Genomic DNA, 13,055 nt, shown 5'->3' on the forward strand with positions numbered 1-13,055 from the left:
TGACCTTTCCATTCGACGCAAATATGTCTCGTTTCAACTTCGTATCATGCATTGGGAAAATGGAATGGAGGTTGCCGAAAGAAAAAAGGATATACTGAAAATCCATTGAGCTCTTCTGAAAATGATTCCTTTTTTGAGGGTATTCTGGAATGGTATCTTTCTAAGTACTGAGTACCTTCTATAAGAACTTACAGAAAAGGAGAAAGAGCTCCCCGGCAAAAATTGGATATGGTACAAAAGAAAAAAACTACAGTTAAGAGGAAGAGTTCCATGGCTCAAAACGCTGAAAAGGATACCCTCATCGTCGCAAGTAAGGTGAAAGCCTATATCAAATCCAAAGGGTTCATGACTTCTGGGGATGCAGTCGATGGTTTGAATGAAAAGTTGTACGCATTAATCGATGATGCGTTAAAGCGCACTGAGTCCAACAAACGGACTACGGTTCGCCCAACCGACTTCTAAGTTTTTTGATTTATATCAAAAACAAGAGCGAAATCGATAAAATGAGGGCGGCAGGAAAGCTGGCCGCCAGACTCTTGGAGTACATATCCGGGTATATCAAACCCGGAGTGAATACTTTAGAACTTAACGATCTTTGCGAAGAGTTCACGAGAAAAAATGGAGCTAAGTCTGCTCCCTTGGGATACAAAGGTTTTCCCAAGTCCGTCTGTACCTCCATAAATAATGTGGTCTGCCATGGAATTCCCAAGGCCATAGACATACTGAAAGAGGGTGATATTATCAACGTGGATGTCACTCCGATTGTGGATGGGTACCATGGAGATTCTTCGCGGACTTTTATTGTCGGAGGAAAGACAAGCCCAGAAGTGCAGACTCTGGTAGAAGATACAGAGAAAGCAATGTGGGTCGGGATCGAACAGGTCAAACCCGGAAATCGAATTAGCGATATTGCAAATGCGATCGATGATTACCTGACTCCCAAAGGTTACGGCATTGTACGAGATCTAATGGGCCACGGAATCGGAAGAGGTTTCCATGAAGAGCCTCAAGTGCCGCATTTTCGAACCAGCCGGAAATTGGCGAAACTAGAGCCAGGGATGACTTTCACGGTAGAGCCCATGGTAAATCTGGGCACTTGGGAAGTGATTTTCTCGAAGAAGGATGGTTGGACCGTAACCACCAAAGACGGGAAATGGTCCGCTCAGTTCGAGCATACTGTGTTGGTCACCGAAAAAGGCTATGAAATTTTGACTGCTCCGTAGTATTCTGGAGCACATGGATTTTGTCTGGAAATATCTTTCTTTGTTAGGAAAGGACTTAGCTTTCTTTGCACTCGGGTTCTTCGTCTTTTATCTCGGCAAAAAATTCAAAGACTGGTTAGAGCCCAAAAAACTGGACGAAGAGCTAGTTCGTTCGGATAACAGCGCGCTCGCACTGAGTCTTTCCGGATTTTATCTTGGGATTATTATTATTTTTATCACGGTTGTGAGTGATCCCGGAAGCGTCAACGACTTGAAAGGTGATCTAATCCAAGTCGGCGCTTATTCTTTGTTAGGTGTTCTACTTCTTCTTCTTTCCCAAAAAATCAACGACGGACTGATCCTAATTCGCATCGATGCAGAAGAAGAGATCTATGAAAAAAAGAATCTTGCGGTCGGAACCGTACTCTTTGGGGGAACGATTGCTAGTTCCTTTTTTATCGCAGCGGCATTGAACGGTAATATTAGTTCCAAAGTATTTCCGAATGGAATCGGCTTGGGGCTTCCTCCCTTGGTAGAACGAACTTTGGAAGGAATGATTTTGTCCGTTTTATTTTTTGCAATCGGTCAAGTCGCGATCGTGCTGTTTTCTTTTTATTATAAATTATGGATTCCTTATAATCTAAAAGAAGAATTGGAAGGAAAACAAAACTTGGCAGCTGGAACCGCCTTTGCGGGTGCCTTGATTGCGATCGGGATTCTACTGACTCGCGCTTTATTTAAGGAATTTACTTCGTTTTCTCAGACGAGTATTTTGCTACTGATGGATCTAGTGATCGCATTCATAGTTGTCCCAGTATTGCACTATTTTGCAGATTGGGTGATTTTGCCCGGGTCTACTTTGAAGCAAGAAATTCATAACGACCAAAACTTCGGTGCTGGTTTACTGGAAGCAGTCGTGTTGATTGCGTTTTCTTCGATTATCTTCTTTGCGGTTTAGGTCAGTTCAGTAGAGTTCTTGGGAAGAATAAAGTTTCCATTCTAAGTGGTATACTTTTTTAATTCCGTATTCGAAGCATTCTTTTAGCCAGATTTGGATTTCTTCTGGATTAGGTGGGTTTTCGGTGATGGCCTTGGTGAGTTCCTCTTTGATTTCTGGAAAAAGAGAAATATGTGTAGGTAAAAAGGGAGAAAGTTCTCTCTCCGAAAAACCGTGGAGAGCTCCCAAAATTCCTGCTAAAATACATCGATTGAGAGGAGAAGAATTTTTCTGGGCCGCTACAATCCCGGCTTCTTTGGTTGCCCTTAACAAATCGTCTAGCGGAATTTTACCGGCAAGTATCGGCAAAGAATCTTGGTATTCTGCCGAATCGTCTTCTTTCATAGTTAAAGTTTCAGCTTATGGTATTGGAAAGTAAAGAACTTCTCCCAGATCTAGAAAAGATCGCATTTCAAAACGGCTTCCAATTGGTCGGAGCCGCGAAGGCACTCGTTCCTAATTCCGATAAGAAAAATATCTTACAATGGGTCCAAGAAGGAAGATTCGGAACAATGAATTGGTATCCGAAAAATATGAATCTGAGACTGGAGCTGGAAGGTCTGGGATTTTCTCCCGAGTCTGTTTTGGTGCTAGGTGCAGTTTATTATGACGAGGATTCGGAAGCAAAATTGGATCGATCTAAGTTTCGATTTTCCAGATACGCGATGGGAGAGGACTATCATTCAGTTTTGAGGAAAAGAACCAAGTCCTTGCTGGAAGTACTTCGAACCCGATTTCCGGAGAATCAATTTCGACACGGAGTAGATTCTTTGCCGGTTCCGGAAAAAGTTTTGGCTAGAGAAGCCGGAATCGGATGGATTGGAAAAAACACGAATCTCATTCACGAGGATTTTGGATCTTTCTTTTTTCTAAGTACGATTTTTACGGATCTTCCTTTGCGGATTGAATCTACAGTAGCGAAGGATCGGTGCGGCACTTGCGATCTTTGCATACGCGCTTGTCCTACTTCTGCTTTGGAGCCGTATCGAATCGATGCGAGAAAGTGCATTTCTTACCGAAACATTGAAGACAAATCGGAAGAGGCAACAAGTCTGCACGGTTGGTTGTACGGTTGCGATATTTGCCAAGAGGTATGTCCTTGGAATCGTGTGAAAGCGAAGAGTAGAAAAGTACGGACCGCTATTCCGGAATTCAAACCAAAAGCACATTTTATAGAAGAGCCGGAAAAATTGCTTCGGCTTACGGAAGACGAGTTTACTTCCTTTTTTTCGGATTCAGCGGTTTTACGAATCGGATTCAAAAAGTACCGAAGGAATATTGAGAATTTATAAACAAAAAACTACTTTTCGTCTTGTCACCCTGCTTCTGAATAGGAATGGACCATGCCTAAGAAATCCAAGGATTCCACCTTAGACTTTTATAACCAAGAGGCGCTCGGCCAAACCACAAAGCAAAGGCTCAGAGATTGGTTTTATAAGGAAAAAAGGGATCTGCCTTTTCGAAAGAATCGAACTCCGTACTCCACTTGGGTGAGCGAAATCATGCTGCAGCAAACAAGGGTCAATGCAATGCTTCCCTTGTACGAAAGATTTATGGAACGATTCCCGAATATGGGAGAACTTGCCTCTTCCGACGAAGAGGAGGTCCTTCGGTACTGGAAAGGGCTCGGCTATTATTCTAGAGCGAAAAACTTACACAAAGGTGTAAAGAAAATTCAGGAGGAATACGATGGTGTATTTCCTAAGACTTTGGAAGAGGCTCTATCTGTACCAGGTGTAGGACCTTACACCGCGAGGGCAATATTATCTATTTCTTATCAACTTCCCTTTGCTGTATTGGATGGAAACGCAAAGCGCGTACTTTCTAGACTTGCGCTGTTTGACCAGAACTCCGGAAAAAAATCTGGAGAAGTAGCTCCTGCAAAGGTCGCTTCTATAAATTCGGATTCTATCTTACAAAAAATTGCGGATCGTTTTCTGGACCAAAACTTTCCGGGAGATCATAACGAAGCTGTAATGGAATTAGGAGCGAGGATCTGTCTTCCCGTGCCTATCTGTTCTAACTGTCCTCTCCAGGCAGATTGTCTTGCCTTTAGAGAGGGAAAGCAAAACGATCTTTTGGAAGTTCGCAAAAAAAATCAGGAAGTGAGATTGGGAATTCGTTTTCTATTGGTTCGCGGTCCGAGTGGAATTCTACTCCTGCGAACTCCAAAACGCAGATTTTTTAAAACGATCTATTCTTTGCCGTATCATTGGGAGGGAGAGAGTCCCTACAACCTGGATCCGATTTTAGTAAAAAGCGAATCAGCGCGAGATTTGCAGATACAGTTTTCTCACACAATCACGCATCACAAAATTACCGGATATCTTTCGGAAATGGTTCTGAACCAAAAAGAGGAACATGCATTGAGTGGAAATCTAGAAGAGCTACAAATCGATGTAAAATGGTGTGACTGGAATCACTTGGAAACAGAGTTTCCTTCTTCCATATCTAGAAAGATTCTCAAAGAAATTGGCTCGGTCGGAGATTCGCTCTTTGGACTGAACTACCAAAGGAAAAAAAAGTGAGCCTAAGATCTACTTCAGATTTTTTGAAAGAACTATCGCTTCGCAAAGAACTTTTCGTCATCGAGGAGGAAGTGGATCCGATTTTGGAATTGGCAGAGATCCAAAGAAGGGTCGTTGCAAAGAGGGGTCCTGCTTTGCTCTTCCGCAAAGTAAAAGGATCTTCTTTTTCCGTGGCCACAAATTTGTACGGCTCCTCTAACAGAATACGGATCGCATTCGGGCAGGATCCCGAGAAATTTGTGCAATCAGTTGCGAAGACGATCAAAGAAAATATGCCTCCTTCTTTTCGCTCGATTTGGGAGGCAAAATCCCTCGCTTGGTCTGCGTTTAAAATCGGCCTCAAGAAAGTACGAAAAGCTCCGGTGTTAGAATCGGAGCAGAATTCTTTGGAAGATTTGCCGGCAATCCAGTCTTGGCCTTTGGATGCCGGAAGATTTATTACGTTTCCACTTGTGTACACGGAAAGCCCGAACACAGGAAAAGGAAACCTTGGAATGTATAGAATCCAATTTCACGCGCCTAAATTGGCCGGGATGCATATACAAATTCATAGAGGAGGCGGATTCCATTACAACGAAGCGGAACAAAAAGATCAGTCTCTGCAAGCTCATATCTATGTAGGAGGTCCTCCCGCTCTAACAATTGCAGCGGTTGCTCCACTGCCGGAAGAAATTAGCGAGTTTCTTCTCGCGTCCCTATTATTGGGAGAAAAATTGCGGTGGACTAAGAGAAATAAAATTTCCTCTTACCCGATCGTGGCAGATGCAGATTTCGCGATCATCGGAAGAATACCGCCTAAGATACGTAAGCCGGAAGGTCCTTTTGGAGACCATTACGGATACTATGCCTTACAGCACGATTATCCGGTTTTTGAAGTCGATCGCATCTTTCACAGAAAGGATGCAATCTGGCCGGCGACAGTCGTAGGAAGGCCTCCGCAGGAGGACCACTGGATCGCGGAATATCTGCAAGATTTACTTTCCCCTATGTTTCCGATCGTGATGCCTCAGGTAAGGGGAGTATGGGCATACGAAGAATCCGGAGTACATTCTCTGGCGGCTGCAATCGTAAAAGAGAGATACAAAAAAGAAGCCTTTATGGGAGCTCTCCGCATTCTAGGAGAAGGCCAGCTTTCGCTGACGAAAGTCTTATTAGTAACAGATCAGGAAATCTCGCTAAAAGACTTTAAAAAAACATTCATTACGATTTTAGAAAGAATGAATCCTAGAACCGATCTGCATATTTTTTCCAATATCTCCCAAGATACTTTAGACTATACTGGACCGAAGGTAAACGAAGGAAGCAAAGCCGTGTTCCTCGGAGTCGGTCCGGTGACCAGAGACCTTCCTACAAAACTTCCGAGTGCTCTCAAATCCAAGCGGTTCGGAACAGTGAAAATTTATTGCCCGGGGGTCTTGGTGATTTCAGGGCCGAAGTTTCGTTCGGGTGACACAGTTGCTCTAGAGTTACTCAAAGAAGCCGCAATTCAAGAATTCACTTTCGCATTCTTAGTCGATGACGCCGAGGCCGCTGTACAATCGGATCATGATTTTATTTGGCATATCTTTACTCGCTTTGAGCCTGCCTCCGATATTTACGGAAAGACAGAAGTTGTTCGAAATCATTTATCCTTTCAGCCAGTCATGGTCGCAGACTGTAGAATGAAGGATTGGTATCCCCCGGTTTTAGAGAGCGACCCGAAAGTTGTCAGTAGAGTTGAAGATAGATTTGGTAGACTTTTGAAATCTATCCCTACGAATGGAGATCATGGCTAAAAAAAGAATCGTTATCACCGGCGGAGCGGGCTTGATCGGATGCAACCTAGTGCGACTCTGCAATAGCCGAGGAATAAAAGATATTCTGATCGTAGATCATCTTGGCACGTCTCAAAAGTGGAAAAATCTGAGAGGCCTAGAATATTCCGATTATTTAGAAAAACAGGATTTTCTGAATCGGATCCGAAAAGGAAAATTTCTAAAAGGTACAACACATGTACTTCATATGGGTGCCTGTTCTTCCACAACGGAAACTAACGCATCCTATCTGATAGAGAACAATTACGAATACACAAAAATACTCGCAGAGAATTGCCTCAAAAGGGGGGTTAGATTCTTGTACGCATCTTCCGCGGCGACGTATGGAGACGGAGAATTCGGGTATGACGATACAGGATCGATCCAGCATCTAAAGCCTCTGAATATGTACGGCTATTCTAAGCAGATGTTCGATCTCTACGCGGATAAAAAGGGATATTTATCCAAGATTACCGGAGTGAAATTTTTCAATATATTCGGTTTCGGTGAGGCCCACAAGGGTGATATGAGGTCCGTCGTTTTAAAAGGATACGAACAGGTTCTCGCAGAAGGAAAGCTCAAGTTATTCAAATCCTACAAACCGGAATATAAGGACGGAGAACAAAAAAGGGATTTCTTGTATGTAAAAGATGCGGCAAAAATATGCCTGCATTTGCTATTTGGGGATCATTACGGGATTTATAATGTAGGAAGAGGAATCGCAGAAACCTGGTTATCTTTGACCGGAGCCTTATTTAAAGCGATGGGAAGAACACCTAACATAGAATTTGTGGAAATGCCGGAAAGTCTTCAGCCAAAATACCAGTATTTTACAAAAGCAGAAACTACCAAATTGAGCGAAACCGGGTACAAGGATGGATTTACTAGCCTGGAAGAGGCGGTTGCGGACTACGTTGCTCTATTAGGAAAGGATTAAACGAAGGAAAATCGAAGAGCAAGTGAGGCGAAATCGATTTTTCACCAAAACGCCGTTCGGAAGACATTATTGGAAATATCAGACTTTCTTTCTGATAGGAAAGCCTGATATTTTAGAAACCGATTATTTTACGAAAATCTGTAAAAGCTGTTTCGCAAAACTCTTAAATTTTTGATCCCGAATCGAGTAGAACACCTGATTAGAAACCTTTTTGCTTCCAAGGTAGCCAGCTTCTTTCATCTTGCTAAGATGTTGTGATGCCGCTGACTGGCTGATACCTAGTGCGTCTACTAATTCTCCTACGCTATGCTCTTTCTTGGAAAGGTAGAGCAGGATTTTAAGTCTATCGGGGTGAGCAACTGCTTTCAGTCCACGGATGGTCGAGTCCAGTTGGTTCTTCTTAATCTCTAACTTTTGGGCTGCCATTTGTTTCCTTCTTTTATTTTGATTCCATAATAGACCAGACCTAGAATTAATCAAGAATTTCCCGAGAATAGGTGGGTTTTTAACAATAGAATATTCATGTAAATTATGAAATAATTATGATATAAATAAGGTAAAACAAATTAGAATTATTGTTTATTCTGATATGGAATTAGGGTTATTTTCTAATATTATGGAATTGTATTTTCCTTCATCCATCACGAAAATATTAATTCGAAAAACGTTTTTAACTAGCCGTTCGGAATAGTGATTCAGAAATCGTTTGATAAAAATCGATAGATAAATTGTAAAAAAGTAATTGACCGGAATCGGGCTGATTAAAATCCCTTCAAAAAATGGAATAAAGAGAAACCTAATTTAAGGAAAGAAGGAATAGCTGGGAGGCTTGTAATTTTCGCTGCAGGCATAACTGCAGCGAAACAATTTATATTCTGTTTTTCTGAAATTCCTTAGATTTTTACTCCGCCGGAAATTTCCAATACGACTCCATCTACAAGTTCGTTCTCTGCGATAAATGCAGCAGTACTTGCAATTTCTTCAGGCTGTCCTAGCCTTCCGATTGGAATCAAAGCTTCCCATTTTTTTAATGCTTCCGGATTCATGTCTTTCATTACCATTTCCGTGGCGATGAATCCAGGTGCAATTCCTGCGACTCGAATTCCGTACCGACTCAATTCTTTTGCCCAAAGTTTTGTCATGGCAGCTACACCTGCCTTTGCTGCGGAATAATTCGTTTGTCCGGGATTCCCGTGCATAGAAACGGATGCGATTGGAATGATTACTCCTTTAGAACCAGTCTGTATCATTTGAACAGCTGCTTCTCTTCCAGTTAAGAAAACTCCAGTCAAATTGACATCGATCACAGCCTGCCAATCAGAAAGACTCATTTTGGACTGAACCTTTCCCGAAGCCTTGTCCGTTTTGATCAAAAGTCCGTCTCTTAAAATTCCTGCATTTAAAACCGCAATGTCCAAACTTCCGAACTGAGAGACCGCTTCCTGCATCAGTTTTTCTGCGTCTGCTTCCTTGGAAACGTCTGTTTTGACTGCGATTGCTTTGGCCCCTAGGGATTGGATGTCCTTGAGTGCAGCGCTTAACTTTTCTTCGGAAATATCGGATAGAACGATATTTGCCCCTAATTTTGCAAAATGTTCAGCCATGGCTTTACCTAAGCCTCCGGCCGAGCCGGTAATAACGGCCGTCTTTCCTTTAATGTGCAACGTTGTTTCCTTTTACTTCCTTGCTTCGAATGGTGACGTAGTTGTCTGTGAATGGAATTTCTACCCTTGCAGTAGTTTCTAATGCTTGGGTTTGGATTCGGAATAAATTTGGATCAATATTTTCGCTCTTTAGAAGAATCATGATCAGAGCAATTCCGAGGCCAGCGCCTTCGGTATTGTCCATATTGTCCATGTAGAACTCCGCGATATCGTTGTATCCCATCGCGTTCTTAATCTTTTCCCTCATCCTTGTCTCTTCTATCTCGATGACGGGGGTATTATTGATTACTTCTACAACTAATCCATCCGTGGTGTATGTAACGTTAATTTTTACATACACTCCTCGGGCGAGGCAGCGCTTCCCGTATTCGTCTGCCATCTTTTCGGAGAAGTTTTGTTTAAATTGGGCTAGGCCTTTGTCATAATGCTCTGCATTTTGGATATCCAGGCCTAGATCTTCGAAGAATACTCTTTTCTGATTGGCTTTGACCCCGTTAATCGCCATCTCTTTTGTGATGGTGTAGAGCATTTCTATGTACCGGGATTGCCCGACTTTTTCCAGCACCTCGGTCAAGATTCTCAACACATACTTTTCCAGCTTTGCGTTCATTCGAGAAGACTGAACCGAAATTCTGGATCTGGTTCGAATGTATTCGCTTAACTGGGCGTCTAGTTGTTTAAAACTCTTTGCCATGCCCGTCCTTCGATAGGAAGTTCGAGGTCAGTTTCAACGTTTCCTTCCATCAATCAATCAAAAATCTGCTCCCGAACGAGCTCGTTTTCGAAAACCATTTCCCGGTAGAAGGCAAGTTTCGGCCGGAACCTTGGTTTAAAGAATCCTTTATTTCCATTTTCTTGTATAAGGCTTTTCGATTGGATCCAAACAGTTTTCGTTCCAAACCATCGAGTTCACTTTTGCAAGCTTCCTCGATCACTAGAAAAAAAAGAAAAGCCTAACAAAAAATACCTTTACAAATAATAAGCACTATACGAAAGAATAGGTATCTCTTATTTGGGTTAAGGTCATGTTACAAACATTGGTGATCAAAGATTTTACTTTAATTGAATTTGCTCAGATTGATTTTCGGAACGGTCTGACTGCCATCACCGGAGAAACCGGGTCCGGAAAATCCTTACTTCTAGACGCTATTTCTTCTCTGTTAGGCGGTAGAAGCAGTACAATGGACATTCGAACCGGATCAGATCGCTATTTGCTGGAGGCAGTAGTGGATATAAGCGGAAATCCTTCTGCAAAGACATGGCTCTCGGAAAAAGGAATCCAGATTTCAGGGAATGAACTAATACTTCGCAAAGAATATTCTAGAGATGGAAAATCTAAAATCCAGATCAATCATACTCTAGGTTCGATACAGCTCTTGAAAAGCTTGGGAGAATTACTTGCAGAGGTACATAACCAAAACGATCAGATTCTACTTTTGGAAAAGGCACAACAACTAGATATTCTTGATATGTACTCCGGAAATCTTCCCCTAAGACAGGAAGTAAAGGAGGGTTTCTTAACCTACCGAAGCCTTCGAAAAAGGCTAGAAGAACTGGAAGCGAACCGAGAAGATAAAAATAGAAAGAAGGAAATCCTAGAGTACCAGATTGAGGAAATCCAAACTGCTAAATTAAAGGAAGGAGAAGAAGAGGAACTTCTCCAGGAAGAGAACCTGCTGACTCACGGAGAAAAGCTATGTGAGAATTTGGAATTGATCTCCGGAATTCTTTTCGAGGCAGAAGGCTCTGTGGTCTCAGCCTTTCCGAAGGTTTTAGGAGCCGCAGAGAAGATTAAGAATATACATCCTAGTTTTGGAGAGATTGATTCTTCGTTGCAGGAGGTATATTCTCAAATTCGGGAAATCATAGAGAATGTCCAGGACCAGAAAGAAGAAGTATTCTTTTCTCCGGATCGTCTTGCGCTAGTGCAATCACGTTTGGACTTGATTCACAAACTAAAAAAGAAGTATGGCGCTTCGGTTTCCGAGATCCTTCAATCTCAAAAAAAAGCAGAAGGAGAACTGGAAGCTCTAGAGCAAAACTTGGATTCAAAACTTTCTCTAGAAAGAGAGAAGAAAAAAGCTACAGAAAAACTAGCTCAGCTTTGCCTGCAACTTTCCCGAGCCAGAAGAGAATCCTTGGTAAAATTTGAAGCAAGGTTAAAAGCCGAATTGCAATTCTTGGGAATGCAAGGTGCAGGAATCCAAGTAGTGCTTCGTTGGGAGGCCAGTCCAGAAGGAGAAGTCCAATCCCAAGGAAAATCCTATCTGGTAAGCGAATTTGGGCTGGACCAGGCGGAATTCTATTTTAGTCCGAATCCGGGCGAGAAGCCTAGACCATTGCGCAAAATCGCGTCTGGTGGAGAGATCTCGAGGGTAATGCTCGCAATCAAAAGCGTACTCGGCTCAAACTATGACGGAAGAATGTTAGTATTCGATGAAATTGATTCCGGATTAGGTGGTGAAATCGCAATCGATGTCGCAAAGAAGCTCTCGGTTCTTGCAAAGACCCACCAAATTCTATTGGTGACACATTTGCAGCAAATCGCTGCAGCAGCAGATCATCACTTAAAAGTACAAAAGAGAGTCAACGAAGGAAGGACAGTCTCGGAAGTAGAATTTTTAGGGATGCAAGAAAGGACTTTGGAACTCGCAAGGATGATCTCGGGTCAAAATGTGTCCAAAGGTGCTCTGGACCACGCGAAGGAGTTACTCAGAAAGAAAGTTGGATAATACTGAAACTTCTAGTAGCTGAAAAAAGGAAAGATTTCTTCTTCAGGGGTAAAAAGGGATCTTTCCTTTAAAAATCGTTTGGCAGTACCGACCTACTCGGAAACCCTACACCAGGGAGAACCTAAACAGACATGATCCTTGCCAAAACGGACTCCTTAGTTTCCATTATACCACCGGAAACAGTACCGATTCTGATTCTACTCGTGTCCATTATTGGATTTACGATTATTATCGAAAGATTAATCTTCTTTACCCGCTGGAAGGCACTTTCTCCTGACGAGTGGAGGAAGGTAAAAGACCTTCTCAAAGATAAAAACTATGATGGTGCATTTGAACTTCTCAAGAATCTAAGCCAAGGTCCTACTTCGTTAGTGGTGCAGGCTGCGATTTCTCAATATCGCAAGAATACTTCTGGGGTAGAAGATGAAATTTTGTCCCAAGGTCTCGGACAGATCCAGAGAATGGATAAGTTTCTCTCCGCTCTGGGGACGATCGCTACGATTTCTCCATTGTTAGGTGTATTGGGGACGGTTCTCGGAATTATTCGTTCCTTTGCAGAAGGTTCTGGTACGAGAGGGGCGGAAGTAGGGATCAGCGAGGCTCTGATTACCACAGCTATGGGACTTGCGATCGCAATCCCGGCCTATATTTTTTATAATTTCTTTCAGAAGAGAAAGGAAGACGCGATTTCCGAAATGGAAACCATCTCTGACCAAGCATTAAAGTACTTAAAGTAATTGTTATGAATTTCAGGAAGTCTAGCAGATTTACAGGAGCGGGCGGAACAAAAGCAGGGCAGATCGAATTGGCCCCGCTTATCGATGTGATCTGTTTTATCGTAATCTACTTCTTGATGAACGCCACTTTAGAAAAATCCACAGTCGTAAAGATTGAATTGCCTAGATCTTCGAGTATCGCTCAAGAAAAGAAAAAAGACGAGTTAGTGATCACGATCAATAAAGACGGCAAAATCTTTCTAGACAAAGACACAGAACCGGTTCCCATTGAAAAGTTAACAGATAAGATAAAGATTTTCATGGGTCCAGAAGAGAAACGAGAAGCGAACAAGAATAGGGTGATCATTCGCGGTGATGGGTCTGCAAATTATCAGACCATTGTAAAAGTCATCGATAAGGTAAATGAAGCGGGAGTAACTCGTTTCAATTTGGCAATGGTTCGTCAGCCCGGAGGTCAATAAGCGC

14 protein-coding genes are annotated in these 13,055 nt (G+C 42.5%); 10 read left to right on the forward strand and 4 right to left on the reverse strand.

Annotation, left to right across the window (positions count from 1 at the left end; genetic code table 11):
- Window positions 1-228 precede the first annotated feature (228 nt).
- The 3 genes from CH373_RS10140 to CH373_RS10150 are packed head-to-tail and all read left to right on the forward strand — an operon-like array spanning window position 229 to window position 2,160.
- Entirely contained in the window at window positions 229-462 is a 234-nt protein-coding gene (locus tag CH373_RS10140) for a hypothetical protein (RefSeq protein ID WP_207761458.1), read from the forward strand.
- 5 nt (window positions 463-467) lie between these two features.
- Window positions 468-1,223 carry a type I methionyl aminopeptidase gene (gene map, locus CH373_RS10145; RefSeq protein WP_100713471.1) on the forward strand — a complete coding sequence of 252 codons (756 nt, stop codon included), beginning with the start codon at window positions 468-470 and terminating at the stop codon, window positions 1,221-1,223.
- A gap of 13 nt (window positions 1,224-1,236) precedes the next feature.
- A complete protein-coding gene (locus CH373_RS10150) occupies window positions 1,237-2,160 on the forward strand; it encodes a DUF350 domain-containing protein (protein WP_100713472.1) in 924 nt (307 codons plus the stop codon).
- A 6-nt stretch (window positions 2,161-2,166) separates the two neighbouring features.
- Here CH373_RS10150 and CH373_RS10155 read toward each other — a convergent pair whose 3' ends face one another.
- On the reverse strand, window positions 2,167-2,544 hold the full coding sequence (locus CH373_RS10155) for an LIC_11502 family protein (RefSeq protein WP_100713473.1): 378 nt from the start codon (window positions 2,542-2,544) through the stop codon (window positions 2,167-2,169).
- Window positions 2,545-2,561: 17 nt separating this feature from the next.
- On the opposite strand from CH373_RS10155, the gene queG reads away from it, so the two are divergent.
- Genes queG through rfaD form a run of 4 tightly spaced genes read left to right on the forward strand, consistent with a single transcriptional unit; the run spans window position 2,562 to window position 7,457 of the window.
- Window positions 2,562-3,491 carry a tRNA epoxyqueuosine(34) reductase QueG gene (queG, locus tag CH373_RS10160; RefSeq protein WP_100713474.1) on the forward strand — a complete coding sequence of 310 codons (930 nt, stop codon included), beginning with the start codon at window positions 2,562-2,564 and terminating at the stop codon, window positions 3,489-3,491.
- Between the two features lie 51 nt (window positions 3,492-3,542).
- On the forward strand, window positions 3,543-4,727 hold the full coding sequence (locus CH373_RS10165; protein WP_100734088.1) for an A/G-specific adenine glycosylase: 1,185 nt from the start codon (window positions 3,543-3,545) through the stop codon (window positions 4,725-4,727).
- Window positions 4,724-6,502, forward strand: a complete 1,779-nt coding sequence (locus CH373_RS10170; protein ID WP_100713476.1) for a UbiD family decarboxylase — start codon at window positions 4,724-4,726, stop codon at window positions 6,500-6,502. The genes CH373_RS10165 and CH373_RS10170 overlap by 4 nt, the downstream gene beginning before the upstream one ends.
- Complete coding sequence (rfaD, locus tag CH373_RS10175; RefSeq protein ID WP_100713477.1) at window positions 6,495-7,457, forward strand: ADP-glyceromanno-heptose 6-epimerase; 963 nt, start codon at window positions 6,495-6,497, stop codon at window positions 7,455-7,457. The genes CH373_RS10170 and rfaD overlap by 8 nt, the downstream gene beginning before the upstream one ends.
- 123 nt (window positions 7,458-7,580) lie before the next feature.
- On the opposite strand, the gene CH373_RS10180 is transcribed toward rfaD, so the two are convergent.
- From CH373_RS10180 to CH373_RS10190, 3 genes are all read right to left on the reverse strand, one after another.
- The gene (locus CH373_RS10180; protein ID WP_100713478.1) at window positions 7,581-7,883 is read right to left on the reverse strand and encodes an ArsR/SmtB family transcription factor; all 303 of its coding nucleotides are present in this window, start codon (window positions 7,881-7,883) and stop codon (window positions 7,581-7,583) included.
- 467 nt (window positions 7,884-8,350) lie between these two features.
- On the reverse strand, window positions 8,351-9,121 hold the full coding sequence (locus CH373_RS10185; protein ID WP_100713479.1) for an SDR family NAD(P)-dependent oxidoreductase: 771 nt from the start codon (window positions 9,119-9,121) through the stop codon (window positions 8,351-8,353).
- Window positions 9,111-9,815, reverse strand: a complete 705-nt coding sequence (locus CH373_RS10190) for a histidine kinase (protein ID WP_100713480.1) — start codon at window positions 9,813-9,815, stop codon at window positions 9,111-9,113. Before CH373_RS10190 ends, CH373_RS10185 begins: the two co-directional genes overlap by 11 nt.
- A 331-nt stretch (window positions 9,816-10,146) precedes the next feature.
- Here CH373_RS10190 and recN point away from each other — a divergent pair, with 331 nt between their 5' ends.
- The 3 genes from recN to CH373_RS10210 all read left to right on the forward strand — a co-directional run bounded on the left by recN (window position 10,147) and on the right by CH373_RS10210 (window position 13,051).
- Window positions 10,147-11,853 carry a DNA repair protein RecN gene (gene recN, locus CH373_RS10200; RefSeq protein WP_100713482.1) on the forward strand — a complete coding sequence of 569 codons (1,707 nt, stop codon included), beginning with the start codon at window positions 10,147-10,149 and terminating at the stop codon, window positions 11,851-11,853.
- A 131-nt stretch (window positions 11,854-11,984) separates the two neighbouring features.
- Window positions 11,985-12,590, forward strand: coding sequence for a MotA/TolQ/ExbB proton channel family protein (locus CH373_RS10205; protein WP_100713483.1), 606 nt, complete (start codon window positions 11,985-11,987; stop codon window positions 12,588-12,590).
- A 5-nt stretch (window positions 12,591-12,595) separates the two neighbouring features.
- On the forward strand, window positions 12,596-13,051 hold the full coding sequence (locus tag CH373_RS10210; protein ID WP_100713484.1) for an ExbD/TolR family protein: 456 nt from the start codon (window positions 12,596-12,598) through the stop codon (window positions 13,049-13,051).
- Window positions 13,052-13,055: the final 4 nt, after the last annotated feature.

Source organism: Leptospira perolatii (genome assembly GCF_002811875.1).
GTDB classification, from domain to species: domain Bacteria; phylum Spirochaetota; class Leptospiria; order Leptospirales; family Leptospiraceae; genus Leptospira_B; species Leptospira_B perolatii.

What these genes read in the sequence shown, in the direction of transcription:
- CH373_RS10140 (WP_207761458.1), top strand. Translation starts at nt 229, where the DNA reads ATGGTACAAAAGAAAAAAACTACAGTTAAGAGGAAGAGTTCCATGGCT.
- CH373_RS10150 (WP_100713472.1), top strand. Translation starts at nt 1,237, where the DNA reads ATGGATTTTGTCTGGAAATATCTTTCTTTGTTAGGAAAGGACTTAGCT.
- CH373_RS10155 (WP_100713473.1), bottom strand. Translation starts at nt 2,544, where the DNA reads ATGAAAGAAGACGATTCGGCAGAATACCAAGATTCTTTGCCGATACTT.
- queG (WP_100713474.1), top strand. Translation starts at nt 2,562, where the DNA reads ATGGTATTGGAAAGTAAAGAACTTCTCCCAGATCTAGAAAAGATCGCA.
- CH373_RS10165 (WP_100734088.1), top strand. Translation starts at nt 3,543, where the DNA reads ATGCCTAAGAAATCCAAGGATTCCACCTTAGACTTTTATAACCAAGAG.
- rfaD (WP_100713477.1), top strand. Translation starts at nt 6,495, where the DNA reads ATGGCTAAAAAAAGAATCGTTATCACCGGCGGAGCGGGCTTGATCGGA.
- CH373_RS10180 (WP_100713478.1), bottom strand. Translation starts at nt 7,883, where the DNA reads ATGGCAGCCCAAAAGTTAGAGATTAAGAAGAACCAACTGGACTCGACC.
- CH373_RS10190 (WP_100713480.1), bottom strand. Translation starts at nt 9,815, where the DNA reads ATGGCAAAGAGTTTTAAACAACTAGACGCCCAGTTAAGCGAATACATT.
- recN (WP_100713482.1), top strand. Translation starts at nt 10,147, where the DNA reads ATGTTACAAACATTGGTGATCAAAGATTTTACTTTAATTGAATTTGCT.
- CH373_RS10205 (WP_100713483.1), top strand. Translation starts at nt 11,985, where the DNA reads ATGATCCTTGCCAAAACGGACTCCTTAGTTTCCATTATACCACCGGAA.
- CH373_RS10210 (WP_100713484.1), top strand. Translation starts at nt 12,596, where the DNA reads ATGAATTTCAGGAAGTCTAGCAGATTTACAGGAGCGGGCGGAACAAAA.